Origin of the sequence: Nocardiopsis dassonvillei, from assembly GCF_964273065.1 — a bacterium.
Classification (GTDB): domain Bacteria; phylum Actinomycetota; class Actinomycetes; order Streptosporangiales; family Streptosporangiaceae; genus Nocardiopsis; species Nocardiopsis dassonvillei_B.
The window spans coordinates 241,143-266,916 of record NZ_OZ186815.1; the positions used below are offsets into that span (position 1 = coordinate 241,143).

Genomic DNA, 25,774 nt, shown 5'->3' on the forward strand with positions numbered 1-25,774 from the left:
GGGCGCCGAGGAACCGCACCGCCGCCTCGACGGCATCGAGGCCGTCGTGCAGACCCGCTCCGGATACGAGGAGCGCAGGCCCGGCCCCGGACGCCCTCGGCGCCGGGGACCCGGCCGCACCGGCCCTCGGCCCCGTCGCCCCGGCATCCGGGCACCCGGGAACGAACGGCGCGATCGGTGGGAGAAAGTCCGGGACCGGGCGTCCGCGGCGCATGCCGATGGCATAGCGTATCTCCATGGGATCGCTCCCATGCCTGTCCGTAACCCCCGGCCACACGCTGTCACCGCAGGAGGAACCCTGGTGAACGCCCCGCACCCCTACCTCGACCCCTCCCTCAGCGTCGCCGACCGGGTCGCCGACCTGCTCTCCCGGATGACGCTGCCGGAGAAGGTCGGCCAGATGCTCCAACTGGACGCGCGGGGCGGGGTGCGCCCCCTGGTCGAGGACATGCACGCCGGATCACTGCTGCACACCTCCCCCGAACTCGTCCTGGAGGCCGCCGCCCTCACCGCCCGCACCCGGCTGCGCATCCCCCTGCTCATCGCGGAGGACTGCATCCACGGCCACTCCTTCTGGGAGGGAGCCACCATCTTCCCCACCCAGCTGGGCATGGCCGCCACCTGGGACCCCGAGCTGATCGAGCGCGCCGCCCGCGCCACCGCCGTGGAGGTCGCGGCCACCGGCATCCACTGGACCTTCTCCCCGGTCCTGTGCATCACCCGCGACCTGCGCTGGGGCCGGGTCGGCGAGACCTTCGGCGAGGACCCCTTCCTCATCGGCGAGTTCGCCTCGGCCATGGTGCGCGGCTACCAGGGCGCCGGCCTGGACGACCCCACCGCGATCCTCGCCTGCGCCAAGCACTTCGCCGGCTACTCCGAGACCCAGGGCGGCCGCGACGCCAGCGAGGCCGACATCTCCCGGCGCAAGCTCCGCTCCTGGTTCCTGCCCCCCTTCGAGCGGGTCGCCCGCGAGGGCTGCCGCACCTTCATGCTCGGCTACCAGTCCATGGACGGGGTCCCGATCACCGTCAACTCCTGGCTGCTCGACGAGGTGCTGCGCGGCGAGTGGGGCTACACCGGCACCCTCGTCACCGACTGGGACAACGTCGGCCGCATGGTGTGGGAACAGCGCATCCAGCCCGACCACACCCGCGCCGCGGCCGCCGCCGTCAGGGCCGGGAACGACATGGTGATGACCACCCCCGACTTCTTCGAGGGCGCCCAGGACGCCGTCGCCCGCGGCCTGCTCGCCGAGGAGGACATCGACGCCGCCGTCGCCCGCATCCTCGCCCTCAAGTTCGAGCTCGGCCTGTTCGAGGACCCCCGCCACCCCGACGCGGCCCGCCAGCGCGCCGTCATCGGCTCGCGCGAGCACACCGACCTCAACCTGGAGGTCGCCCGGCGCTCCCTGGTCCTGCTCGCCAACGACGGCACCCTGCCGCTCACCGACGAGCGCTTCCCCGACGTCGCCGGCCGCGCGGTGGCCCGCCGCGGCGAGGCCGCCCGCACCATCGCCGTCGTGGGACCCAACGCGGACGACCCGCACACCCAGCTCGGCGACTGGGCGGGCGCCTCCGGCCAGGTCGACTGGATGCCCGACGGCCACCCCCGCGAGATGGTCCGCACCGTCCTGGACGGCCTGCGCGACCACGTCCCCCAGGGCTGGAAGGTCGTGCACGCCCGCGGCGCCGACATCTGCCGACTGGGCCCCGACCCCGCCGGGGCCGCCTTCCCCGACGGCCAGCCCCGGCCGCCCGTGGTCCACCCCGCCGAGCCCGACGAGACCATGATCGCCGAGGCGGTCGCCGCCGCCGAGGCGGCCGACCACGTCGTCGCCGTGGTCGGCGACCGTATCGAACTGGTGGGGGAGGGGCGGTCCACCGCCACCCTCGAACTCGTCGGCGCACAGACCGCGCTGCTGGACGCCCTGGCCGCCACCGGCACCCCCATGACGGTCGTGGTCATCTCCTCCAAGCCGCTGGTGCTGCCGGAGTCGGCGCTGGGCGCCGCCGCACTGGTGCACGCCGCCAACCCCGGCATGCAGGGCGGCCGGGCGGTCGCCGAGCTGCTGTTCGGGCTCATCGAGCCCGCCGGCCGGCTGCCGGTCTCCTACGCCCGCCACGCCGGGCAGCAGCCGACGTTCTACAACCAGGTGCGCGGCCAGCACGGCGACCGGTACGCCGACCTCACCCAGCGCCCCGCGTTCGCGTTCGGCGAGGGACTGACCTACACCACCGTGGAGTACTCCGACCTGGCCCTCGACCGCACCGACCTGGGGGTCGGCGACACCGTGCGCGCCGAGGTCACCGTCGCCAACACCGGTGACCGCCCGGCGGTGGAGACCGTGCAGGCCTACGTCTCCGACACGGTCACCTCGGTCACCTGGGCCGACCGCGAGCTCAAGGCCTACCGCCGGGTCGAGCTGGCCCCGGGGGAGAGCCGCCGGGTGCGGCTGGAGGTACCGGTGGCCGACTGCACCCTGGTGGACGCCGCCGGGGTACGGCGGGTGGAGCCGGGCGACTTCGAGCTGCGGGTCGGCCCGTCCTCGCGGGAGGAGGACCTGCTGAGGGCCTCCTTCACCGTCCTGGCCTGACCCCGCCCGGCGGGGACGCGGTGCCGGGGAGGCGACTCCCCGGCACCGGTCGTGGCGCGCGGGTCACTCCGAGGGCTCGGGCAGGGGCGGGCACTCGATGGTCGGGTTCACCCCCATGTAGTTCAGCGGCCCGACGAAAACGGTCCCGAGGGTGTAGCCGACGTTGGAGCACGAGGGCGCATCGCTGAACAGGCCGCGCTGGAACACGGCGATGACACCGATGGCCAGCCAGAGGACGACGAGGGTGGAGACAACGATCTTCGTTCGCATGTGACCGCCTCCTGGGGGGTCGGGGCCGTGCGGTCCTGAATCGTTCAGCCGACTCTTACCCCGGAGAGGGGATGTCTCACCCCGCCGCGGCTCAGGGCCACACGTCGAACCGCCACCGGGTGGGCGCCGGGCCGTCGTCGTCGGTGGGGAACGCGTACACCGTCGACGGCACCACCGTGTACACCCGGTACGGGGGCGGGCCCGCCGTCGGGGCGCCCTGCGCCCCCGTCAGCTCCCCCTCGCCCGGCGCCGGCGCCCAGCCGTACCGTTCGGCGTAGGCCGCCGCCACCCAGGCCAGGCGGTCGTGGTCGCGGACCGGCTCGACCGCGCCCTCCACCACCGCGTCCATCCCCGCCGCCGAGAACGCCAGGCTCACCTGCGGCCCGCCCGCCAGCAGCCGGGACTTGGCGGTGTCCGTACCGGAGGCGAAGAACGGCTGGCCGTTCACCCACACCGCCAGCACCGGCCGGGTGTGCGGGGCGCCGTCCGGCCGCACCGCCGTCAGCCACGCCGTCCCCGCCTCCCGGGACAGCCGGGCCACCGCCTCCTCCCATTCGCACGGCGCCTGCTCGGTGAGCGGGCGGGCCTGCGGGTTCGGAAAGGTGGACATGCCGCCTCCCTTCTGGTCGCCTTGCACGAATCGCCCAGGTTAACGGCCCCCGACGACGATCGCGCGGTATTCACCCGGCCTGTGTCCGGGCGCGCCGCACGACCACCGCCGTCAGGGAGAACACCGCGGCGGCACCCACGGCGGAGGCGAGCATCACCGCGGTCATCCCCGACAGGGTCACCGCGCCGCCCAGCCCGGCCAGGGCCGCCACCGCCGAGCCCAGGCCGAACTGGAGGGTGCCCAGCAGAGCCGAGCCGCTCCCCGCCCGGTCCGCGGGCAGGTGGGCCAGCGCCAGCGCCGTCGCGTTGGGCGACACGAGCCCGGTGAACAGCATCATCGCGAACAGGGCCGCGGTCACCGACACCAGCGACGCTGCGCCGGAGGCGTCCAGGACGGCCAGCGCCCCCACCGACACGATCGATCCCGCCAGGCCCAGCAGCAGCCGCCGGTGGATCTCCACGTGCCGCACCAGCACGGCGTTCACCTGGTTGCCCAGGATCATGCCGAGCGTGGTCACCGCGAACACGAGGGCGAACCGCTGCGCGTCGGCGCCCAGCTCGTTGTGGGAGACGAAGGAGAACGCCGAGATGTAGGTGAACGACATCCCGAAGCCCAGCGCCAGGGTGAGGGTCGGCAGCAGGAACCGGGCGTCGCGCAGCAGCGCGCCGAACACCCGCAGCTGGCCGCGCGGGTCCACCGCCGTGCGGCGCTCCCGCGGCAGGCTCTCGGGCAGCGCCCACCACACCAGTGCGGTGGTGAGCAGGCCGACCGCGCCCAGCGCCCCGAACAGGACCGGCCAGGGGCCCAGGAGCAGCAGCTGCCCGCCGAGGATCGGCCCGAGCATGGGGGCCAGACCCGACAGCAGCACCAGCCGGGAGAAGAACACGGCGGCGGCCTCGCCGTCGTACACGTCGCTCACGATCGCACGGGACACCACCAGCCCCGCCGCCGCCGACAGCCCCTGGAGGAACCGCAGGACGGAGAACACCTCCACGGTGGGCGAGAACGCGATGGCGACCGTGGTCGCGGTGAACACGGCGATGCCGATGAGCAGCGGCGCGCGCCGCCCCCACCGGTCGCTGAGCGGTCCCACGACCAGCTGGCCCAGTGCCATCCCCGCCATGACCGAGGTCAGGGTGAACTTGACGGCCGACTCGCTGGTGCCCAGGTCGGCGGCGATGTTCGGGAGGGCGGGCAGGTACAGGTCGGTGGCCAGGGGGCCGACGGCGGACAGCGCGCCCAGCACGATGACGAGCAGCAGAGCCCGGGCCCGGCCGGGCGCGGCGGGCCGCTGCTCCTGGGCGGCCGGAGCGGGGGGAGCGGTCGGGGCGGGGACGGCGGCCGGCGGGACGGTCGCGGTTGTCGGGGTCGCCGCGTGGCGGCGGTCGGGGCGCACGGAGGCAAGGGTCACCGGGGAATCTCCATTACCGGAAGTGGGACGTTCGGGTGCGCGTGGGACGCGCGGTGCGCGGGCGCCGTGAACCGCCTTCGGGCGGGGCACCGTGGGTTGACCCCGAAGGGCCGCACTCCCGGCTCCAACAAGGGTCGGGGGGCGGGAAAATCCCCGTGGCGCCGGAATGATCCCGTGATCCGGATTACGGCGGCGCGATCCCCTGCGGGGCAGGGGGATCGGGCGGCAGTGGCGACGGCCACGGGTGGAAACGGCCCGACCGGACACCCCGATCGGGTAAACGCCGGGCCCGGGCGACACCGCGGCGTCCCCAAGGGCCGGTCAAGCGGCGGGCCGTCGCACGGAACACGGTTCCCACGGCAGACCGTCTTGTCCGCGCGGGCCCTCCCCGGTAGGAAGCAGGGGACGCCCCCAGGAAGGATCCCCGTGTACCCACCCCCGCCCGTACGACGCCGGGCCGCCCTGACCGCGGTGGCCGCGGCGGTCGCCGCCGGTGTGCTCACCGCCCCCGCCCCCGCGCTGGCCGACCCCGCCCAGCGCGAGCACGGCAACGGACCCGAGCGCAACGACGTCGCCGCCGTGCCGTTCCAGGACCCCGCACGCACCCTCGCCGCCCCCGCGCCGCCGCGGGCGCCCGGGGTGGACGCCGACGACCCCTACCCGCGCCAGAGCGAACTGCCCGTCCACCCGGAGGACCCCGGCGACCACTCCGTCAGACTGGGCCTGACCCCGTACCACGACATCGCCCCGGCCCTCAACGAGCTGATGGACGAGTCCGACCGGGTCAGCGCCGAGGTCATCGGCACCAGCACCCGAGGCCGGGACCTGTACCTGGTCACCGTCACCGAGCCGGAGAACCGGGGCCGCGCGGACCAGCAGCGGCGGATGCGCGAGCTCATCTCCACCGACCCCGCCCGGGCGGCCCGCGACCGCACCCTGCCCGACCGGTACAAGGCGCCGGTGCTGGTCAACGCCAACATCCACGGCAACGAGTGGGAGGGCACCGACGCCTCGCTGCGGGTCATCGAGGAGCTGGCCCACAGCGATGAGCCCGCGACCGGGGAGCTGCTGGAGGGGGCGCGGCTGTACTTCGTGATCACCGCCAACCCGGACGGCCGGGTCGCCGGGACCCGGGCCAACGCGGCCGGATTCGACCTCAACCGCGACTTCGTGACGGTCTCCCAGCCCGAGACGGCGGCGGTGCGCCAGGTCATGATCGACACCCAGCCGCTGGTCATGGTCGACCAGCACGGGTACGTCAACGGGACCCTCATCGAGCCGTGCACACCCCCGCACGGCCAGAACTACGAGTACGACCTCTTCGTCGAGAACACCTACGCCAACGCCCTGGCCATGGAGGAGGCGGTCCTCGACCTGGGGTACACGCCCGAGGGCGACGGGGTGCGGCCGCCGCAGATCCCGTTCCGGGACAGCGAGGACGGCTGGGACGACTGGCCGCCCATCTTCACCCCCATGTACGCGCCCTACCAGGGCGCGGTCGCCTCGGCCACCGTCGAGTTCCCCCTGCGGGTGAACAACGCCGACTACACGAACCTGCCCGAGGAGGAGCTGCGGCGGCGCTCGGCCGTCAACACCGACATCTCCGCCGCCACCATCGAGGCGACCCTCGAGTTCGCCCGGGAGAACCGCGGCGAGCTCATCGCCGACCAGATCGAGGTGTTCCGCCGCGGCGCGGCCGGGGAGGAACAGGTGGTCCCGCCCGAGGGCTGGGTGCCCGGGTTCGGTCCGGAGGACGTGTACACCACCGAGTTCCCCCGCGCCTACGTGCTGCCGGGCCGGAACCGCGCCACCGCCCGGCTGGTCGACTTCCTCATCGCCAACGACGTGCGGGTGGACCGTGCCGGGGAGGCGTTCACCGTCGGGGGCGAGGCCTACCCGGCGGGGTCCTACGTGGTGGACATGCACCAGCCCAAGCGCGGCATGGCCAACGTGCTGCTGGAGGCGGGCCGCGACATCAGCGCCGACGTGGAGGCCATGTACGACATCTCCGGGTGGAGCCACGGCCTGCTCTGGGGCGCCGAGGCCGCACCGGTGCAGGAGGCGGTGCCGGTCCGGACCGCGCCGGTGGCCGCGGCCGCGCCCACCGGCCGGGTCGAGGAGCCCGGCGCGGCGGGGTGGCGGCTGGGGGTGGCCGACGGCTCCGACGCCGCCGCCCTCAACGAACTGCTCGCCTCGGGCGCCGAGGTGACCTGGACCCGGGGCGGCGCGGTCGTCGCACCGGGGGCGGCCGAGGCGGTCGCCGGGGCCGCCGAGAGGCACGGGGCGGTGTTCACCGCCGCGGACGAGCCGGGAGAGGCCGTCCTGGAGCCGCTCACCGTCGCGGTGGCGGGCGCCGCCGACGAGGTCTTCACCCTGGGCTCGCTCGGCTTCGAACCGGTGCCGGTGTCCACGGCGGTGCTCAACGACGGATTCGACTGGTCGGGGGTGGACGTGCTCTACGCCGGCTCCGGGCTGGTGTACGGGGACCTGAACGCCGGCGCCCGGGCCGCCCTGGACGGGTTCTTCGCCGGGGGCGGCGGCCTGGTGGGCCGCGGCGCGACGGGCGCCCGGCTCAACGACCAGGCGGGGCTGCTGGAGGCCACCCGGGTCGCGGGCCGCTCCGACGCCAACGGCGTGGTGGCCGTGACGGCGGGCGGGGGCGCGCTCACCGGCACCGGCGGGCACGCGTTCGTGTACTCCCCGGGGTGGTTCGCCGACCTCGGCGAGGGCGTGGCGGTCGAGCAGGCCTACGCCGGCGACCCGCTGGTGGCGGGGCACTGGCGGGCCGCCGCCGACGGCTCGGCCGGACCGGACGCGGCCGCCGGGCAGGCGGCGGTGGTCAGCGGTACGGCGGACGGCGCGTCGGTGGTGCTCTTCGGTACCGAGCCGATGTTCCGCCACCACCCCAAGGGACTGTTCGCCCAGGTGGCCCAGGCCCTGTACTGGACGGCCGCAGCCCCGCCGCAGGCCTGACCCGCGCATGGCCGCCCGGGGAGCCCCCGGGCGGCCCCGCGCCCGGTCCCGGGCGCGCGCCCGCCCGCGCGGACCGGGTCCAGGGGCCCGCCTGCACGCCCGCACCCTGCCCAGGGCGTGAAAAACCCTTACCCCCGCGGTCACGGAGGGGCCTACAGTGAGCCGCTATGAGCGATTCCTCCCTCCGCGCCGTCGAGATCACCCCCGACAACGTCCGCGCGGCGATCAAGGTGAAGGTCCGCGAGGACCAGAACGCCTTCGTCGCCCCCGTCGTCCACTCCCTCGCCGAGGCGTACGCCTCGCGGGAGACCGCCTGGCCCCGGCTGATCCTGGACGGCGACCGGCCCGTCGCGTTCGTCATGGCCAACTTCGAGCCCGGCGAGGAGGACCCCGACCACCGCTGCGGGATCTGGCGGCTCAACGTCGCGGAGGGCGAGCAGGGCAGGGGCTACGGCCGCTTCGCCGTGGAGACCGTCCTGGCCGAGGCCCGCCGCCGCGGCCAGGAGCGTGTCACCGTCTCCTGGGTCCCCGGGGAGGGCTCGCCCGAGGGCTTCTACCTCGGCCTCGGCTTCCGCAGGACGGGCCGGGTCGACGAGGGCGAGGTGGTCGGCGAGCTGTTCCTGGAGTAGGGGCCGGCCCGACACCCGGGCGGCCGCGGTGGACCCGGCCGGGCCCCGCGGCCCCGGGCCCCCGGGGCCGCACGCGGAACGGGGAGGCGGCGGTGGCCGCGTCCGGCCACCGCCCGGGTCACCCGATCCCCTGCCCCAGGCCGCCGTCCACCGGCAGCTCCACACCGGTCGTGAAGGTCGCCTCGAAGCCGAGGAACAGCACGGCCCGGGCGACCTCGGCGACGGTGCCGTGCCGCTTCATGGGGGTGATCGTGTCGCCCATACGCTCCATCTCCGCCTTCTCGGCGTCGGTGGCGTTGGTGAAACCCCCCGAGGGGGTGTGGATGAAGCCCGGCGCCACCGAGTTGACCCGGATCCCGCGCGGCAGCAGCTCGGCGGCGAGCACCCGGGAGAACGCCCGCACCGCGGCCTTGGTGCCGCTGTACACGACCATGCCCGGGGTGCCGGTCTGGTTGGTGACCGAGGTGGTGAACACGATCGACCCGCCGTCGGCCAGCAGCGGCAGCAGCCGCTGCACGGTGAAGAACGCCCCCTTGGCGTTGACCGCGAACATCCAGTCGTAGGACTCCTCGGTGACCCCGGTCGCCGGGGCGAGCTCGGACACGCCCACGTTGACGTGCAGGAAGTCGATCCCTCCCAGGTGCTCGCGCACGGCCTCGGCCAGCCGGTCGGCGTCGGCCACCTCCGCGGCGTTCGCCCGCAGTGTGTGCACGTCCGGCCCCAGGCGGCCGCGCACCTCCTCCAGGTTCTTCTCGTTGTTGCCGGTGAGCAGCACCCGCGCCCCGCCGGCGAGCAGCTCCTCCACCACGCCCAGGCCCATGCCGTGCGTACCGCCGACGACCACGGCCCTGCGTCCCTCGTAGACGCCCATGTCGTTCCCCGTCCTTCTCGGCGGGGCGGCCCCGTGCCGCCCCGGTGGGACCACGGTGCCCGCGGCCGCCACGGGTGTCCTACGGGAACGCTACGGTTGGCCCATGCGCGTGGGGGTGTTGGGTCCGCTGGAGGTCCGTACGGGGGACGGGGGTCCCGTGGCCGTCGCCGACACCAAGGTCCGCGCCCTGCTGGTGCTCCTGGCGCTGGCCCGGGGAGGGGTGGTCCCCGCCGACCGGCTGGTCGCCGCACTGTGGGGCGACCAGCCGCCGGCCCGGCCGGCGGCGGTCCTGCAGGCCCGCGTCTCCCAGCTGCGCGGCGCCCTGGAGCGCGCCGAGCCGGGCGGGCGCGCCCTGGTGCGCCACCGTCCGCCCGGCTACCTGCTCCACGGCGCCGACCTGGACGCGGACCGGTTCGAGGAGCTGCTCGACCGAGCCCGCGGGGCCGCCCCCCGCGGGCGCGCCGACCTGCTCTCCCGCGCCCTGGACCTGTGGCGGGGGCCGGCCGCCGCCGGGTTCGCCGACCTGGACGGGGCCCGGGAGGACGCCGCCCTCCTGGAGGAGCGGCGGCTGACCGCACTGGAGGACCTCGCCGGGGCCCGCCTGGAGCTGGGCGACCACGCCGGACTGGCCGACGCCCTGGCGGGCCCGGCCCGCGAACACCCCTACCGGGAGCGGCTGCACGCCGCCCTGGTCCGCGCCCTGTACGCCGCCGGGCGCCAGGGCGAGGCGCTCACCCGCTACGAGGAGCTGCGCGCCCGCCTGGCCGACGACCTGGGGGTGGACCCCGGGCCGGAGCTGGCCGCCCTGCACCGCGCGGTGCTGGTCCAGGACCCCGCCCTCCTCCCGCGCCGGGCCCCCGCCCCGGACCGGCTCCCCGCCCCGCCCGCCGGGAACCTGCCCGCCGCAGCGTCCGACCTGGTGGGCCGCGAAACCGAGGTCGCGGCCGTGCACGGCCTCCTGGAGCGGTACCGCCTGGTCACCGTCACCGGACCCGGCGGGGTGGGCAAGACCAGCCTGGCCCTGGCCGCGGCCCGCCGGACAGCCGCCGACCCCGCCGTCCCGGTGGACCTGGCGGCCCTGGACAGGGACCCCGGCGCCGCCCTGGCCACCGCGCTGGGCGTCCGCGACGGGGACGGGGACCTCGGCGGCCGGATCGCCGCCCTGCTGCGCGGACGCCCCGCCCTGCTGCTCCTGGACAACTGCGAACACCTGGTGGAGGAGGTCGCCGAGCTGGTCTCCGGCCTCCTGGCGGCCCTGCCGGACCTGCGGATCCTGGCCACCTCGCAGTCGCCCCTGGCCGTGGCGGGGGAGTACCTGTACCCCCTGGCGCCCCTGGAGCCGCCGGCCGACGACACCCCGGCGGCGGTGGAGGCCTCCCCGGCCGCCCGCCTGTTCCTGGCCCGAGCCGAGGCCGCGGGCGCCCGCCCCGGCACCGACCCGGACACCGTCGCCGCCGTCGCCGCGATCTGCCGCCGCCTGGACGGCATCCCCCTGGCCCTGGAACTGGCCGCCACCCGGATGCGCCACCTCCGGGCCCCCGAGCTGGCCGCCCGCCTCGACGACCGGTTCACCCTGCTGGGCGGCGGACGCCGGGACGCGCCCGCCCGCCAGCGCACCCTGCGCGCGACCATCGACTGGAGCTGGGAGCCCCTCACCGGCCCCGAACGCGCCCTGCTGTCCCGGCTGGCGGTGTTCGCCGACGGCTGCGACCCGGCCGCCGCCGAGGCGGTCGGCGGCGGCACCCCGGACCTGGTCGGCGCCCTGGTGGACCGGTCGCTGGTCGTCGCCTCCACACGCCCGGAGGGGACCCGCTACCGGCTGCTGGAGTCGGTGGCCGCCTACGCCCTGGAACACCTGGCCGCCGCGGGGCGGGAGAACCGGGCCCGCGCCCGCCACGCCGCGTACTTCGCCGACCTGGCCGGGGAGGCCGACGCCCGCCTGCGCGGCCCGGACCAGGCCGGGGCCCTGGCCCTGCTGGACCGGGAGGACGCCAACCTGCGCGCCGCCTCCTCGTACGCCGTCCGCGCGGGCGACGCCCCCACCGCCCTGCGCCTGGCGGCCGACCTGGCCTGGTACCGCTTCCTGCGCGGCCGCACCGCCCAGGCCCGCACCGCGCTGGACACCGCACTGGCGGTGCCCGCCGGGGCGGGGGAGCCGGAGGAGCCGCGGGCCAGGGCAGCGGTGCTGCGGGCGGCCCTGGCCCGGCACGCCACCGGGGACGAGCGGCGGCGCGACGGTGCGGACGCCCTGCTGGCGCGCATCGCCGACCCGGCGGTCCGGGCCCGCCTGGCCTGGTTCACCGGGTTCACCCGGCGGGGCCTGGGCGACCCGGGCGCCGCCGGGGAGAGGACCGCAGCCGTCCTGGCGGCGGCCGAGGAGGCCGGGGACCCCTGGACGGCGGCCCTGGCCCGGGTCGACCTGGCCCTGGCCGCGTTCGGGCGCGGCGACCTGGCGGCGGCCCTGGCCGAGGGGCGCGGTGCCGAGACCGCCCTGCGCGACCTCGGCGACCCGTGGGGGCTGCTCCAGGCCTCCGACGCCCTGGCCCAGGTCGCCGAGGCGCTGGGCGACGTGGACGAGGCGGCCCGGCGGCACGGGGAGGGGCTGCGGATCGCCGAGGACCTGCGCCTGTGGCGCGCGGTGTCCCGGCACGCGGCCGGGCTGGGGCGCGTCGCCCTGCTGGCCGGGGACCTCGACCGAGCCGACGCCCTGCACGGCCGCGCCCTGCGCCTGGCGGAAGAACAGGACGACACGGTCGCCGCCCAGTACGCGGACGCGGGCATCGCGCTCACCGCGCGCCGCCGCGGCGACCTGGGGAAGGCCGAGGCCGTCCTGTCCCGGTGGCTGGAGTGGAACCTCCGCACCGACGGGCACATCGGCGCGGCGTTCATCCACACGCAGCTGGGCTACATCGCCGAACAGCGGGGCGAGCCGGAGCGGGCGCTGGAGCTGCACGCCCGGGGAGGGGAGCAGGCCCGGCGCAGCGGGGACCCCCGGGCCCGGGCCCTGGCCCTGGAGGGCGAGGCGGGGGCGCGCTCCCTGGCCGGGGAGCACGCGGCGGCCGCCGACCTGCTGGACCGCGCCGCCGCCCTGCGCGCGGGCGCCGGGGCACCGCTCACCGGGATCGAGGGCTGGGACGTGGACCGCACCCGCGCCCGCATCGCGACGGGGGGAGCGGTCCCCGCGGGCGGCGGGTGACACGGCGCCGGGCACGGGTGCCGGGGCGCGGACGGAGCGGACGGCGGTGGGCGCGGTCGGCGGCGAGCGGCGCCCGCACGCGGAGGGCGGCCCGACCCCGGGCCCGCGGGGCCGAGGCCGGACGCGCACCGGGCCGGATACGTCCCCGACCCCGGGCCGGGTACCTACCGGGACCCCGGTGGCGACGGACCGCGCGGCCCCCGCCGGCCGGTGCGGAGGCGGAGCCGGGCACGGGTGCCCCCTCCCGTTGCCGGGAAGCGGCTCAGCCCACGGTCTCGGGGACGCGCGCGGCGCCGCGGATCCGGGGCAGCCGCCCGCTGCGGTGCAGCCACAGGTCGGCGATGAGCGTGAACAGCGGCGGAACGGAGGCGGCCAGCGCCAGCAGGGTCGGCCACACGCCCCAGCGCAGGTGGACCGCCGAGACCAGGCAGACCGCGACGTAGAGCATGAACGCGATCCCGTGCAGCATGCCGAAGACCTCCACGCCCCGCTCGCTGCCGCTCCCCAGGTACTTGACGTACATGCCCGCCAGCAGGCCGACCCAGGTCAGGGCTTCGACGACGGCGATCACGCGGAAGGCGATCGCGTTCACCAGGGCTGGGATGTTCACGGGTGTCCTCCGGTCGCGGTGGCGCGGGCACGGTCGGCCCGGAGCGTGCGCACCGGGGACCGGGACCAGGCTAGAACACGCTTTCGGGAGCCCGGAGGCGCCCCCGGTGCAGGAGGACGGCCGGGTAGGGCCGGCCTCAAGGGTCCCCCGCCCCGCCCCGGGACCCCGCCAAGGGGAGCCCGGAACGACCGCCCCGGCCCAGAGGCGCCGCGTCGAGAGGTATCCGCTGCGGCGGCGCGTTCCGGGGGGCGCCGAGGCCGGGCGCCACCGTCGGCTTCGCCGCCTGTGACCACGGCCCCGCCGCCGAGCGCCGGGCCCGGACCGCCGCGCCCGGCGGCCGTGTGCCGGGCCCGCGCGGCACGGCGCGCGGCCGCGGCCGCGGCCGGGCGGCATCCCCTCCGCCCGGACGCGGCCGCACCCCCGTGTGCGCCCGGATCAGCAGTTGGGCAGGTTGTACGACGGGTAGTGGCCCGCGTAGGTGTAGAACTTGCCGCCCCGGGTGCGGTACCAGTGGTTCCCGTGCTTGTTGAGCAGGGAGCATTCCAGCAGGACGTATTCGCCGGGGGCGACCGTGTCGACGGCGTGGGCGCTCGCGTACGGCTCGGTCCGCACCGGAGCCGTCGTGATCGGGTAGCCGTAGACGTAGGCCCAGGCCGGAGCCTGCATCAGCGTCGCGCCGATCGCGCCGGCCGCCGCCACCGCGCCGATCTTCTTGAGCATGCTCTTCATGGAATTCCCTCTCCTGGGTTCCTCGTTTTTCCGGGACCCGCACGCGGGAACCGGAAAACCCGGGAGTGCGATCCTCCCGGGGCACGGTCATGGAAGCAGGGGAGCCGGGAAAAGACAAGAGTTATTTTTTCTCCCGCACCCGGGCCAAGGTGAGGAATTCATTTCCGGCTTCGGCTTCCGCCGGTTCCGGCGCGGCGCACGGAAACCGCCTCCGGTGCGCGGGATGTTCGGGTGCCCCGGTGGCGCTCCGGGCTCTCCCGACCGTTTCGGCCTTGCTGACGTGCGGTGACGTTCCGCGCGCGGGGGCGGCCGAAGGCGCGGCGGCGGGCCCCGGCCCGCTCGCCGGTCATCACCCTCCGTGACGGGCGCGGCCAAGCTCAAATGAAGCTCAAATGCTCGGCCGCGCTCTCGGTGGAAATCCTCTGGCGCCCTACGATACGGTCGGCCCCTTTCTGTGCGAAAAAAAGAAAGCGGGCCTTCTCTTCTCCCGGAGGGGTTTTCGGGGCTCCGGGTGCGGGCCCGGGAACGCGACCCGGGGTGTGCCCCGGAGTCACCGCTGGCGATTCGACCCGTCCCGGCGCGGGATTCCGAACATGAAGGAAAGCCGGTTTTCCCCGGAAAACTCCGATCCTGGAACGCCTTTCCCCAGGTGAATGGCTCGGAGGAGAATCCGCAGGCCTCCTGCCTGACATTTCTCCACCGAACTGGGACGACTTCCGATAAAGCTCAAATTTTGCTCAACCGGACTTCCCCGTCCCTCGGTCCGCCCCATTCCGGTCCTACAGTGGCTCTCGCTCCGGCCGGAGTGTGAACCACGACACGTACCCGAAACACAGGAGTGACCATGAAGGTCTCCCTCACCCGCCTCGGCGACAGCCTCCTGGAGCGGCTGGCGCCCAAGGCCACCGCCAAGGCCGACCAGTTCGAGTGCAGCTACACCACCTACCGCTGCCGCCTCCCCTACTGCGGCGGCAGCGGCTACTACCTCAGCCGCGACTACAAGTACCAGTGCAGCGACGGCAGCTACCGCTGGGACCCGGTCGGCTGCTGCCGCTGACCCCTCTCCGGTGGCGGCCTCCCGACGGGCCGCCACCGGTCCCGCACCCCTCCCCTCCTGAGGCACACCTTGCTCTCGCTCACCGCACTCTTCCTGCAACTGGCCGTCGCCGGGGTCTTCCTCGCCTCCGGACTCGCCAAGATCGGCACCCGCGACAACGAGGCGACCTGGACGGTCCTGGCCGAACGCCTGCGCACGCCCGGCCTGCCCGTCCGCGCGGCCTCCGCCGCCCACATCGCCGCCGAGCTCGCGGTCGGTCTGGCCCTGCTGACCGGGACCTGGGCGCGGCTGCCCGCCCTCGCCGCGGCCACCGCCCTGTTCGCCGCGTTCACCCTGCTGGCCCTGTACTCCGTGCGCGCCGACACCGCCGTCCCCTGCGCCTGCTTCGGCAAGGCCCGGTCCGACCTGGGACCGCCGCACGTGTGGCGCAACCTCGCCCTGACCTGCGCGGCCGCGGCCGGACTGGCGGGAGCGTGGGCCACCGCCGACGCGCCCCCCGCCTCCTGGGCGGAGACCGCCCTGGCCGCCGTCGCCGCCGCCGCCGTCACGGCCGTCACCTTCTACTTCGACGACCTGGTCGACCTCTTCGGCACCGGCGGCCGGACACGGGCCGACGCGCGACCCCACCGTTCCTGAACCTGGAGACAACCGTGGCAATCCTCACCGCGGCGGTCGTGCTGCTGACCGCCCTGGCCCTGTTCAACCTGCTGCTGACCCTGGCACTCGTCCGCCGCCTGCGGAACCTGGAGGGGTCCCCCGCCGGCGGGGCCGGCGCACCGCCGGCCGACCTGGCGGACATCCCCGCCGGGATGGAGGTCCCCGAGTTCACCGGCGTCAGCACCGCGGGGGAGACCGTCACCTCGTCGGGGCTGCGCGGCGGCATGGCCCTGTACGCCTTCCTCGACACCGGCTGCGGCTCGTGCAAGGACCAGCTGCGGCCGCTGGTGGACTTCGCACGCGAGGTCGGCCTGCCCCCCGAGCGGGTCATCGCCTTCGTCGGCGACCCCCGGGGCGACGCGGAGACCTACACCTCCGTCCTGGAGGGGCACACCACCGTGGTCATGCAGACCATCCACCACGAGGCCGGGCAGGCGTTCTCGCTCACCGGGATCCCCGCCTTCGTCTTCGCCGACGCCACGGGCACGGTCGTGCGCTCGGCGGTGGCCGTCGAGGACCTGCGGACCGCGCTCGTGGGGGCCTGATGGGCCGCTCCCGTGCCGACCGTCCCGACACGGGGGGACCGGGCCCGCGCGCCGCGTGCGCGCGGGCCCTGCGCTCCCTGGAGATCGCCTGGCGGGCGGCCCCCCGGTCGCTGACCGCCTACGCCCTGCTGAACGTCGTGACCGGGCTGCTGCCCGCGGCCGTCACCCTCCTCACCAAGTGGCTGCTGGACACCCTCCAGTTCGGCGGCCAGGCCCCGGGGGTGCCCGCCGCGCTGGCGGGCGAACCGGTCCGGGTGGTCGTGCTCCTGGGCGTGTGCACCCTCGCCACGGCCCTGTCCGGCCACCTGGCCACCTACCTGGGCGGACGCATCCGCCGCGGGGTCGGCCTGGTGGTGCAGCAGCGCCTCTACGCCAAGGTCGACCGGCTCGACGGGCTGCGCCGCTTCGAGGACCCGGCTTTCCTGGACCGGCTGCGCCTGGCACAGACCTCGGCGAGCTCGGCCCCGGAGGAGATCATCGAGTCCCTCTTCGGCATCGTCACGACCGCCCTGATGATCACCGGCTTCCTCGGCATCCTGGTGACGATCAGCCCGGTGGTCACCGCGGTCACGGTGCTGGCGGCCGTGCCCGCCCTGCTCGTCCAGCTCTCGCTCAACCGCCGCCGGGCCGGGATGATGTGGCGGATGAGCCCGCGCCTGCGCCGCCAGGTGTTCTACCGGGCGCTCATGGTGAACACGGCCGCGATCAAGGAGACGCGCCTGTTCGGGGCCGGCGGCTTCCTGCTCGGCCGGATGCGCGAGGAGACCGCCGAGGTCAACCGCGCGGAGGAGCGGGTGGACCGCAGGACGGTGGCCGCCCACGCGCCGCTTTCCCTGCTGGGCGCCCTCGTCCCGGCGGGCGGGCTGGTGTGGATGGCGGGCGCCGCCATGCGCGGAGAGTTCACCATCGGCGACGTGGCCGCCTTCGTGGCCGCCGTCGCCGGGGTGCAGAACGCCCTGGCGGGAACGGTGGAGACCCTCTCCCGCGCCTACCAGGCCCTGCTGCTCATGGGCCACTACGACGACGTCATGGACACCCCCCCGGACCTGCCCGTGCCCGACTCCCCGCGCCCGATCGGGCCGCTGCGCACCGCCGTCCGCCTGGAGGACGTGTGGTTCCGCTACACCGACGACGGGCCCTGGGTGCTGCGGGGCGTCTCCCTCACCGTCCCCGCCGGAGGGACCCTGGCGCTGGTGGGGCTCAACGGCGCGGGCAAGAGCACCCTCGTCAAACTCCTGTGCCGCATGTACGACCCCACGCGCGGGCGCGTGCTCTGGGACGGCGAGGACATCCGGGAGATGGAGGTGGCGGAACTGCGCGCGCGGATGAGCGCGGTGTTCCAGGACTTCATGTCCTACGACCTGCCGGTGCGGGAGAACATCGCGCTCGGCTCCCTGGAGCACCTCGGCGACGCCGACCGGATCCGCGGGGCGGCGCGCGAGGCGGGGGCGGACGGGTTCGTCACCGGGCTGCCCAGCGGGTACGACACCATGCTCTCCCGCGAGTTCTACCAGGGGGAGGAGGACGAGGAGTCCGGCGTCACCCTCTCCGGCGGCCAGTGGCAGCGGCTCGCCATCGCGCGTGCGCTCATGCGCCGGGGCCGGGACCTGCTGATCGTGGACGAGCCGACCTCGGGCCTGGACCCCCAGGCCGAACGGGAGGTCCACGACCGGCTGCAGACCCTGCGCCGCGGGACGGCGACCGTCCTGGTGTCGCACCGCCTGGGCGCGATCCGCGAGGCGGACCGGATCGTGGTGCTCCAGGGCGGGCGGATCACCGAGCAGGGGCGGCACGAGGAGCTGATGGCGCTGGACGGGGAGTACGCCCGGCTGTTCGCCCTCCAGGCCGAGGGGTACACCGGGCAGGTCCCGCCCGCAGCCCCGCCCGCGGCGGAGGTGACCGCGTGACGTTGTGGCTCGCCGCGGTCCCGGCGGCCCTGCTGATGGCGCTGGCGGTGGTGCGCCTGCGCGGGGCCTACGTGGTCGTCACCGTGGACGGCCAGAGCATGGCGCCCGCTCTCGCCGCGGGCGACCGGGTGCTGGTGCGGCGCGGGCGGCGCGGCCTGGAACGCGGCGCGGTGGTCGTGGTCGGGCGCCCGCGGGAGGGCACCGGATGGCGGGAGGCGGCCCCGCCGGCACGCCGGGTCGCCGCAAGCGGCTGGTACATCAAACGCGTCGCCGCCACGGCGGGGGAGCGCTACCCCGCCGCCGTCGGCATCGACGGCACGGTCCCGGCCGGGCACCTGGCGCTGCTCGGCGACAACACCGGCAGCATCGACTCCCGCCACCACGGGCCCTGCCCCGAGCACCAGGTGCTCGGTGTGGTGGTCCGGCGGCTGGCCCCGTCGCCGGGTGCCGGGACCTGACCGCGGAGCCCGCGCGCGGACGCCACCGCGGCGGGCCCCGGCCGCGGTCCGACACCGCGGTCGGCCCGCGCCCCGTTCCGGCGCGGGCCGACCGCTCAGTCGATGGGGCGGCGGGTGATCCGCCGCGGCGGACGCCCGGCCAGGGTCGCCGCCGCCAGCCCGGCCGCGACCACCGCCAGCGCCAGCACCGCCTGCACACCCCACAGCGGGACGGTGTCCAGCCAGGCCCCGTCCACATGGAGCGAGCGGTTCCACGCCACCCGGTACACGCCCAGGCAGATCCCGGCCGCCAGTCCCAGGGGCAGCCCCGCGGCCAGCACCACCACGGCCTGCGTGAACGCGAACCGGCGCAGGAACGCCGGGGCCGCGCCGACCGCGTGCATGGTGGCGAAGTCCCGGTGCGACTGCGTGCGGGCCAGCAGCAGGGAGATCGCCGCCGCGGCCACCGCCAGGGCGGCCAGCAGGGCGATGGGGACCAGTGCCTCGTCGTGCCCCCACGGGTGGCGGTGGACGGGTTCCGCGACCCACACCAGGGAGGTGCGCCCCTCGATGATCTTCCTGGCCCGGTCCAGCTCGCCGTGGGTCAGCTCCCGGGACAGGACCGGGTACTCGGCGATGTACTGGAGCCCGGTGATCTCCAGGTCCCGCGCCGTCTCCGGGGAGAGCGCGATCCTGGGGGCGAACCCCCGCAGGAACACCCCGGGCAGCTCCTCGACCCGCTCGGCGCTGTGCTCCTCCGGGATCGGCTCGGAGGAGAGGGCGACGCGGACCGTGCCCTCCTCGGACAGCACGGCCGCGCTGTTGACGACCACGCCCCCGGCGTCGAGGACCTCCGCCGCCTCCTGTGCCCCGGGCAGTCCCGAGGCGCGCAGGGCGTCGCCCGTCATGACGAAGCCGTCCGAACCGCCCCACCAGGCGGTGGACATCCCCGGGCTGTAGGCCTGCTCCCAGCCGGTGCAGACCAGCGGCGCGCCGACCTCGACCGACGAGGCCGTGTCGGGGTGGCGGTCCGGCGGGCAGGCGCGGCCCTCCGGTGCCAGGGGACCGAAGTACACGGCCTCCGCCCCCTCCGATGCCTGCGGCGAACGGACCGGCTCGTGGCCGACCACGGGCAGCTCCTCGGCGAGCGCGTCGATCGCGTCGGTGATGACCAGCCGGTCGAACTCCTCGCCCACCGGTACCCGGGCCCCCAGGATCAGCCGCCCGCCCGCGACCGCCTCACCTGTGCGGTCCTTCTCGTTCGCCGTCGTGGAACCGGCCATGACCACCAGGTAGGAGGCCGCGCACACCGTGACCAGGACCGCGAGGGCGGCCGGCAGGAACCGGGACCGGTGGTCGGCGGCGTCGCGCAGGGCCAGGCGCGGCACCGGCGGCAGGCGGCCGGCGAACCGGGCCCCCACCGCGGTGACGGACCGCACGCACAGCATCAGCCCCGCCACCGCGAACCCCAGGGTGAGCACCAGCAGTACCACGACCGGCCCCGCCCCCGGGGGAGGCCCCGTCGGCGCCAGGTGCTCCGGGCGCTCCGGCACCGGCAGCGCCAGGCCCGCCGCCCCCGACGCGACCGCGGCGGCCAGCAGCAGCGGTCCCGCCGCCGACAGCAGGCGGATCCCGGGCCGGTCCGCCCCGCGGCGCCGCCGCGGCGGCCGGTCCTTGAGCGCCTCCACCGGCTGCACGCGCGCCGCGGTCCGGGCCGGGACCAGGGTGGAGACCACCCCCAGCAGCACCGCCACCCCGATCGCCGCCGGGAACACCCACCAGGGGAACCGCAGTGCCGGGTCCACCACCCCCGCCTGGGCTCCGCCCATCCGCTCCAGGACCAGGTCGGCGGCCAGCGCCGCTCCCACCCCCAGTCCGGCGCCCAGCACGCCGCCCGCCAGGCCGACCACCAGTCCCTGCGCGGTGATGATCCGCCGCAGGTCCGCCCCGGTCGCCCCGGTCGCCGCTGCCAGCCCCAGGGTGCGGCGGGCCTGGTCCGTGGACACGGCGAACGCCGGGGTGACCAGGAACAGCACCAGCATCGAGCCGAGCACGGCGGTGAGGAGCACCGTGACGATCCGCAGCAGCAGCGCCGCCGGGTCGACGGGTACCGGGTACAGCTCGTCCGGCCCCGGGTAGCCGTCGGTGAGCACGTGCCGGGACACCGCGAACGCCTGGAGCGGGTTGATCGCCCTGGCCTGGTCCCAGGTCACGGGCGCGTCGCCGACGACGAGCCAGCGCCGGTCGATCCCCGTCGGGTCGGCCTCGGCCAGCCGGGAGATCCAGGTGTCGTGCGCCCAGGCCCGGGGTTCGCCGTCGGCGACGATCCCGGACACGCGGTAGGCGCGCTGGGAGTCCTGCACCGCGTCGCCGATCCGCCCGTCCGTGCTGTACCAGCCGTTGAACGGCGGGGCGACGAGGGTGAGCGTGTCGCCCACCCCGAGTCCCAGGCGGTCGGCGAGCGCGGAGGTGACCACCGCCTCGGCCGCGTCCGCGGGGGCGTCCCCCTCGGCGGGTTCGGGCAGCAGCAGGCCCAGTGCCTCGCCTCCCGCCTCGGTCATCCGGGCCGTGGCCACCCCGGCCGGGTCGAGGCCCTCCACCACCCGGGCGCCCGCCGCGGTCTCCTCGCCCGGGGCCAGGTCGGTCCCCGTGGTGGCCAGCAGCTCGGGGGAGTTCCAGTAGGGGAGCAGCCGGTTCTCCTCGGGCAGGTGCGCGGCCACCTCCTCCGCCGAGGCGGGCATCTGCCCGGTGTCGTCCACCCACGGGCCCGGCGCGCCCTCGGGCAGCTGCGGGAACGGCTGCCCCGTGCGGGGGACGGCGGTGGCGGTGACGACCGCCTGCACCCCGTCAGGGATCCCCGCCAGTGCCGCCTCGCGGGCGGGCGGGCCGGACTGCGTCAGCCCGGTGCCCGCGATGAGGGCGGCCACCGGCAGGGCCACCATGAGCGAGGCCAGGGCCGTGCGCGCGCGGTGGCGGGCCGCGTCCCGGGCGGCCAGCCGCAGTGCGGGACGCCTCCGGTTCCAGGCCTCCGCGGCGTTGGCGAAGGCGTTCACGAGGCGGCACCCCCGAGCAGGTCGGCGGCGTCGGAGGGGCCGGTCTCGTCGATGATCCGGCCGTCGCGCAGGAAGACGGTCCGGTCCGCCCAGGCCGCGAACCGGGCCTCGTGGGTGACCATCAGCACCGCGGCGCCGCCGTCGGCCCGCTCGCGCAGCAGCCGCAGCACGGCCGTGCCGGTCGCGGAGTCCAGCGCACCCGTCGGCTCGTCGGCGAGCAGCAGGCGGCGCGGGCCCACCAGGGCGCGGGCGATCGCCACGCGCTGGGCCTGGCCGCCCGACATGTCCTCCGGCCTGCGGTCGGCGAGGTCGCCCACGCCCACCTCGGCCAGGGCCTCCAGCGCCGCGCGCCGGGCCCGGCGCGCGGACAGCCCGTCCAGCTCCAGGGGGAACGCGACGTTCTCGGCCGCGGTCAGTGCCGGCAGCAGGTTGAAGTCCTGGAACACGTACCCGACCGAGCGGCGCCGCACCACCGCCCGGCCGGCGGCCGTCAGGGTCCCCAGGTCGACGCCCTGGACCAGGACCCGGCCCGCGGTCGGCGCGTCCAGGCCGCCGGCCAGGTTGAGCAGGGTGGACTTGCCCGACCCGGAGGGGCCCATGACGGCGACGAACTCACCCGGTTCCAGGACCAGGTCGGCGTCCGCCAGGGCGGTCACGCGCCGGGCGTCCTCCCCGTGCGCGCGGGTCACCCCGGCCAGCACCAGCGCGGGCGCGGGGGAGGGCGGGGCGGCGGGGGCACCGGGGGCGGGAAGGGGCAGGCTCATCGGTTCGCCTCCGAGTGCTCGTCGGCGGAGACGGCGGGAGCTGCGGGAGCGGTGGGCAGGGCCGCGCCCGCGCGGGCCACCTCGCCCTCCACCGCGTCCAGCCAGCGCAGTTCGGCCTCGGTCGCGAAGATGTGGTGGTCCAGGACCAGGCGCGCGGTCAGGTCGCCCGGTCCGACCGCGCGCCTGGCGCGGGTGACGTCGTGCAGCAGACGCTGCATCGCCGAGCGCTGCCGCTGCACCAGCGCCGCCACGTCCACGCCCGGGACGACGACCGCCAGGGCGAGTTTGACCATCAGCTCGTCGCGGCCCTGGTTCCTGCGCGACACCGGGCTGAGCCACCAGCGGCCGAGCTCCTCGCGGCCGGAGGCGGTCAGGTGCCAGGGGGCGGCCGCGGCGTCCTCCCCGGCCCCGCGCTCCACCAGGCCGTCGCGTTCCAGGCGGCCCAGGGTGGTGGACACCTGGCCGATGTTGAGCGGCCAGCTCTGGCCGGTGGTGAGGTCGAAGTCCTTCTTGAGCTGGTAGGTGGTGGCGGGGCCGCGGGAGAGCAGCGCCAGGAGCCCGAATTTCACCGGCACGGAAGCCTCCGGAGTTCGTCGCAGGGGAACGTCTGATTACCGAGTAACCAGTTACCGGATAACTATAAACAGTGCGGACCGGTGCCGTGGACCGCGGGGGCCCTCCGGGCGGCCGGAGGGCCCCTCGGCCTCAGTGGCGGCGCAGGGTGGACCAGAAGGTGGGAACGGGATCGGTGCCGGGGCGGTGTCGACCAGGTCCCAGCCGGAGAACCGCGCGCGCGGCTCCTCGTGCTCACCCCGGCCGGCGGATCGTCGAAGGCGCCGGGTGCTTCCAGGACCTGTTCTTCGGATGCCGTCCTGTTCCGCGGGGGTGTGTGAGGCGTCGGCGGGGTTCTGGGGGCCCGGAGGGGTGTCCGGGGAACGGGGATGTTCCCGTGGGGCCGGGGGTTCCCGCCCTCCGGGGGCGCCGAACGCGGAGCGGAGGTCCAAAAGAACACGGCCCAGCCGAACATCGGCGGCGGCGCGCCGGGCGCGGCGCTGGCGGACAAGCCCGGCCTGCGCCCCGGCGTCACCGCGGAGGCGGCCGCGGACCTGCTCTTCGGCCTGCTCGGCCCGCAGCTGTACCTGCTCTTCGTGCGCGACCGGGGCTGGACGCCGGACCGCTGGCAGGACCGGGTCCTGGCCACGCTGACCGCCCGGCTGTGCACCGCCCCCGACACGGGGGCGGCCTCGTCCTGAGACGCCGCGGGTCTCAGGGCGAGGGGCGGTCGAGCCTGGCGGCCACCGCGTCCAGGATCCACTCCAGGCCGGTCGCGAAGGACGTCTCGGCGTCCGCGTCGGGACCCTCGTGCACGGCCCGGGCCAGCGCCGGGAAGCGGCCCGTGTCCAGCATCTTCCGCAGGTACGGGCCGGCGGAGCGCTGCCGGTCGCGCAGGGACAGGCCGGTGGCGCGCTCGGCCCGCACGTCGGCGATCTCGCGCCTGACCGCGCCGGTGACGTAGGCGTTGACGGTCTCCACGGCGCGCAGGACGGTGTCCGGTCCGGCGAGGCCGTCGAGGGCGGCCAGCGTGCCCTCGGTCACGGCCAGGGCGTTGGGGCCCAGGTTCGGGCGGCCGCCGAGCAGGTCGGCCAGCCACTCGTGGCGGAGGGCGGCCTGCCTCGTGCGGTGGGCGCGCACGCGCAGCACCTCCCGCCAGCCGCGGGGCGGGGTCTCGGGGAGGATCTCGGCGTGGACCGCGTCGACCATGAGGTCGAACAGCTCCTCCTTGGCGGCGATGTACCCGTACAGGCGCATCGGGCCGACGTTCAGCCGGGCGGCGACCCTGCGCACCGACACCGCCTCCAGTCCGCCCTCGTCGGCCAGCGCGACGGCGGCGGTGACGATCAGCGCCCGGGTCAGCGGAACGGGGCGCTTGGGCGGCTCGGGGCGGTCCCACACGGTCATGCTCACACCGTACTGTTGCGATACACCGTCAGGAGGCGATGCGGTGTATCGATGGGGGGACACCGCATCGCCGTCGTGGGAGGCGGGCCCGGAGGCCCGGCCTTCGCCCGCGTCCTGCACCGCCACGGCCACCCTGTCACCGTGCTCGAACGCGCCCCCGGCCCGGACGCCCGACCCCCGGGCGGCACGCTGGACCTGCACGAAGGACCGGGCCGGCGGGCGCTGGAGATGTCGGGGCTGCCGGCGGAGTTACAGGCCCTGTCCCGGTCCGAGGGCCGGGCTATGCGCGTCCTGGACACCGACGGGACCGTCCTGCGCGACCGGAATCCCGGCCCGGACGAGCGGGCCGACCCCGAGACCGACCGCGGGCCTGGAGCGCCTCGTGAGTCCGGACCCCGCCCGGGCCCTCGCCCTCTTCGACGAGGTCCGGCCCTCCTGGGCCCCGTTCGCCGGTCTTCGCCGCCGCCCCGTGCGGGGCGCCGGACCGGTGCGCGTCGGAGGAGACGGAGCCGCGCGCCCCCACGGCGGCCGGCCCCGGGGGCGGCCCCGCACGCGACGGGCCGGCGCTCAGCGGCGGTCCCGCACCACCGCGTCCAGGGCCTCCAGGCCCGCCCTGACGATCGGATGCCGTGCGCTGCCGCGGCGTACGCAGGTCATGATCCGGCGGGACGGCGCGAAGGGGCCCGTGAGAGGTACCCGGACCACGCGGTGGTCGGCGGGGACGGGCACCATCCTCGGTAGGAGGCAGACCCCCAGCCCCTCGGAGACCAGGGCGGAGACCGCGTACCACTCCTTGGCCTCGTGGACGATGCGGGGAGTGAAGCCCGCCGAGAGGCAGGCCGTGGTCAGCAGGGGATAGGTGTCGTTGCCGTGGCGCTTGACGATCCAGGTCTCGGAGGCCGCCTCCGACAGCTCGGCACCGGGCCGGCCGGCCAGAGGATGGTCCCGGGGGACGAGGAGGTCCTGCGGGTCGTCGGAGAGCGGTCGTTGTTCGAACCGCGGGTCCGTGACCGCCGGTGAGTCCGGGGTGGGGAGCACCACGGCGATATCGGACTCCCCGGCCGCCAGGAGCCGGTGGCAGTCCTCGCTCTCCTCCTCCCTGATCCGTGTCTCGACGCCGGGGTGCGTTCGGCCCAGGCCGCTCGCGGCGGGGGCGATGTACGCCGCGATCGCCGAGGAGACACCGCAAAAACGCAGCATCCCGTGCACGGTCCCCGCCGTGCCGGCGACCTGGGCCCTGGCCTCCTCCCAGAGGGCGTTCACCTCCTGGGCCCGGTGCAGCAGGAGGTGGGCGGCCGTGGTGGGCTCGACTCGCCTGCCCCGTTGCCGGAGCAGTTCGACACCGAGGTCGGCGGAGAGCCGGCCGATCTGCTGGGATACGGCCGAGGGGGTGAAGTTCAACGCCGCGGCGGCCGCGGTGACGGTTCCGTGCTCGGCCACGGCCTGGAGGGCTCGTATCCCCCGGGACTCCATCATGTAGCCAGATTACATGGAATGCTCCAT

21 protein-coding genes and 1 pseudogene are annotated in these 25,774 nt (G+C 75.8%); 11 read left to right on the top strand and 11 right to left on the bottom strand.

Annotation, left to right across the window (positions count from 1 at the left end; genetic code table 11):
* Positions 1–301: 301 nt before the first annotated feature.
* On the top strand, positions 302–2,593 hold the full coding sequence (locus ACSUPR_RS01140) for a glycoside hydrolase family 3 N-terminal domain-containing protein (protein WP_436888727.1): 2,292 nt from the start codon (positions 302–304) through the stop codon (positions 2,591–2,593).
* Between the two features lie 63 nt (positions 2,594–2,656).
* Here the strand turns inward: ACSUPR_RS01140 and ACSUPR_RS01145 are convergent, their stop codons facing one another.
* The 3 genes from ACSUPR_RS01145 to ACSUPR_RS01155 form a co-directional block, all read right to left on the bottom strand.
* Entirely contained in the window at positions 2,657–2,863 is a 207-nt protein-coding gene (locus ACSUPR_RS01145) for a hypothetical protein (protein ID WP_436888728.1), read from the bottom strand.
* 91 nt (positions 2,864–2,954) lie between these two features.
* A complete protein-coding gene (locus ACSUPR_RS01150; RefSeq protein WP_436888729.1) occupies positions 2,955–3,473 on the bottom strand; it encodes a pyridoxamine 5'-phosphate oxidase family protein in 519 nt (172 codons plus the stop codon).
* A 70-nt stretch (positions 3,474–3,543) separates the two neighbouring features.
* Positions 3,544–4,884, bottom strand: coding sequence for a multidrug effflux MFS transporter (locus tag ACSUPR_RS01155; RefSeq protein WP_436888730.1), 1,341 nt, complete (start codon positions 4,882–4,884; stop codon positions 3,544–3,546).
* Between the two features lie 426 nt (positions 4,885–5,310).
* Here ACSUPR_RS01155 and ACSUPR_RS01160 point away from each other — a divergent pair, with 426 nt between their 5' ends.
* Together ACSUPR_RS01160 and ACSUPR_RS01165 are read left to right on the top strand one after the other, a co-directional pair.
* Positions 5,311–7,857, top strand: a complete 2,547-nt coding sequence (locus tag ACSUPR_RS01160; protein ID WP_436888731.1) for a M14 family zinc carboxypeptidase — start codon at positions 5,311–5,313, stop codon at positions 7,855–7,857.
* A 167-nt stretch (positions 7,858–8,024) separates the two neighbouring features.
* Positions 8,025–8,486 carry a GNAT family N-acetyltransferase gene (locus ACSUPR_RS01165; protein WP_436888732.1) on the top strand — a complete coding sequence of 154 codons (462 nt, stop codon included), beginning with the start codon at positions 8,025–8,027 and terminating at the stop codon, positions 8,484–8,486.
* Positions 8,487–8,604: 118 nt separating this feature from the next.
* On the opposite strand, the gene ACSUPR_RS01170 is transcribed toward ACSUPR_RS01165, so the two are convergent.
* Complete coding sequence (locus ACSUPR_RS01170; RefSeq protein ID WP_436888734.1) at positions 8,605–9,357, bottom strand: SDR family oxidoreductase; 753 nt, start codon at positions 9,355–9,357, stop codon at positions 8,605–8,607.
* 103 nt (positions 9,358–9,460) lie between these two features.
* On the opposite strand from ACSUPR_RS01170, the gene ACSUPR_RS01175 reads away from it, so the two are divergent.
* The gene (locus tag ACSUPR_RS01175; protein WP_436888735.1) at positions 9,461–12,553 is read left to right on the top strand and encodes a BTAD domain-containing putative transcriptional regulator; all 3,093 of its coding nucleotides are present in this window, start codon (positions 9,461–9,463) and stop codon (positions 12,551–12,553) included.
* 262 nt (positions 12,554–12,815) lie between these two features.
* Here ACSUPR_RS01175 and ACSUPR_RS01180 read toward each other — a convergent pair whose 3' ends face one another.
* Positions 12,816–13,163 carry a DUF3817 domain-containing protein gene (locus ACSUPR_RS01180; protein ID WP_436888737.1) on the bottom strand — a complete coding sequence of 116 codons (348 nt, stop codon included), beginning with the start codon at positions 13,161–13,163 and terminating at the stop codon, positions 12,816–12,818.
* Between the two features lie 435 nt (positions 13,164–13,598).
* Positions 13,599–13,892 (bottom strand): hypothetical protein, encoded by a 294-nt coding sequence (locus tag ACSUPR_RS01185; RefSeq protein WP_436888739.1) that lies wholly within the window; start codon positions 13,890–13,892, stop codon positions 13,599–13,601.
* A gap of 844 nt (positions 13,893–14,736) precedes the next feature.
* On the opposite strand from ACSUPR_RS01185, the gene ACSUPR_RS01190 reads away from it, so the two are divergent.
* From ACSUPR_RS01190 to ACSUPR_RS01210, 5 genes are all read left to right on the top strand, one after another.
* The gene (locus ACSUPR_RS01190) at positions 14,737–14,949 is read left to right on the top strand and encodes a hypothetical protein (RefSeq protein WP_436888741.1); all 213 of its coding nucleotides are present in this window, start codon (positions 14,737–14,739) and stop codon (positions 14,947–14,949) included.
* Between the two features lie 69 nt (positions 14,950–15,018).
* Complete coding sequence (locus tag ACSUPR_RS01195; RefSeq protein WP_436888743.1) at positions 15,019–15,585, top strand: MauE/DoxX family redox-associated membrane protein; 567 nt, start codon at positions 15,019–15,021, stop codon at positions 15,583–15,585.
* Positions 15,586–15,599: 14 nt separating this feature from the next.
* Positions 15,600–16,151: a TlpA family protein disulfide reductase gene (locus ACSUPR_RS01200; protein WP_436888745.1), complete on the top strand. Its 552-nt coding sequence runs from the start codon at positions 15,600–15,602 to the stop codon at positions 16,149–16,151.
* Positions 16,151–18,058 carry an ABC transporter ATP-binding protein gene (locus ACSUPR_RS01205; RefSeq protein WP_436888746.1) on the top strand — a complete coding sequence of 636 codons (1,908 nt, stop codon included), beginning with the start codon at positions 16,151–16,153 and terminating at the stop codon, positions 18,056–18,058. Before ACSUPR_RS01200 ends, ACSUPR_RS01205 begins: the two co-directional genes overlap by 1 nt.
* Entirely contained in the window at positions 18,055–18,516 is a 462-nt protein-coding gene (locus ACSUPR_RS01210) for a S26 family signal peptidase (RefSeq protein ID WP_436888748.1), read from the top strand. The genes ACSUPR_RS01205 and ACSUPR_RS01210 overlap by 4 nt, the downstream gene beginning before the upstream one ends.
* A 95-nt stretch (positions 18,517–18,611) precedes the next feature.
* On the opposite strand, the gene ACSUPR_RS01215 is transcribed toward ACSUPR_RS01210, so the two are convergent.
* The 3 genes from ACSUPR_RS01215 to ACSUPR_RS01225 are packed head-to-tail and all read right to left on the bottom strand — an operon-like array spanning position 18,612 to position 22,881.
* On the bottom strand, positions 18,612–21,548 hold the full coding sequence (locus tag ACSUPR_RS01215) for an FtsX-like permease family protein (protein ID WP_436888750.1): 2,937 nt from the start codon (positions 21,546–21,548) through the stop codon (positions 18,612–18,614).
* Positions 21,545–22,312 (bottom strand): ABC transporter ATP-binding protein, encoded by a 768-nt coding sequence (locus ACSUPR_RS01220; protein WP_436888752.1) that lies wholly within the window; start codon positions 22,310–22,312, stop codon positions 21,545–21,547. The genes ACSUPR_RS01215 and ACSUPR_RS01220 overlap by 4 nt, the downstream gene beginning before the upstream one ends.
* On the bottom strand, positions 22,309–22,881 hold the full coding sequence (locus ACSUPR_RS01225; protein WP_436888754.1) for a PadR family transcriptional regulator: 573 nt from the start codon (positions 22,879–22,881) through the stop codon (positions 22,309–22,311). The genes ACSUPR_RS01220 and ACSUPR_RS01225 overlap by 4 nt, the downstream gene beginning before the upstream one ends.
* Positions 22,882–23,253: 372 nt before the next feature.
* On the opposite strand from ACSUPR_RS01225, the gene ACSUPR_RS01230 reads away from it, so the two are divergent.
* Positions 23,254–23,565: a hypothetical protein gene (locus ACSUPR_RS01230; RefSeq protein WP_436888755.1), complete on the top strand. Its 312-nt coding sequence runs from the start codon at positions 23,254–23,256 to the stop codon at positions 23,563–23,565.
* 13 nt (positions 23,566–23,578) lie between these two features.
* On the opposite strand, the gene ACSUPR_RS01235 is transcribed toward ACSUPR_RS01230, so the two are convergent.
* Positions 23,579–24,271, bottom strand: coding sequence for a TetR/AcrR family transcriptional regulator (locus ACSUPR_RS01235; RefSeq protein WP_436888757.1), 693 nt, complete (start codon positions 24,269–24,271; stop codon positions 23,579–23,581).
* 51 nt (positions 24,272–24,322) lie between these two features.
* On the opposite strand from ACSUPR_RS01235, the pseudogene ACSUPR_RS01240 reads away from it, so the two are divergent.
* Positions 24,323–24,394 (top strand): annotated as a pseudogene (locus ACSUPR_RS01240) (hypothetical protein); the annotation flags it as partial.
* Positions 24,395–24,838: 444 nt separating this feature from the next.
* On the opposite strand, the gene ACSUPR_RS01245 reads toward ACSUPR_RS01240, so the two are convergent.
* The gene (locus tag ACSUPR_RS01245) at positions 24,839–25,747 is read right to left on the bottom strand and encodes a LysR family transcriptional regulator (RefSeq protein ID WP_436888759.1); all 909 of its coding nucleotides are present in this window, start codon (positions 25,745–25,747) and stop codon (positions 24,839–24,841) included.
* Positions 25,748–25,774 lie beyond the last annotated feature (27 nt).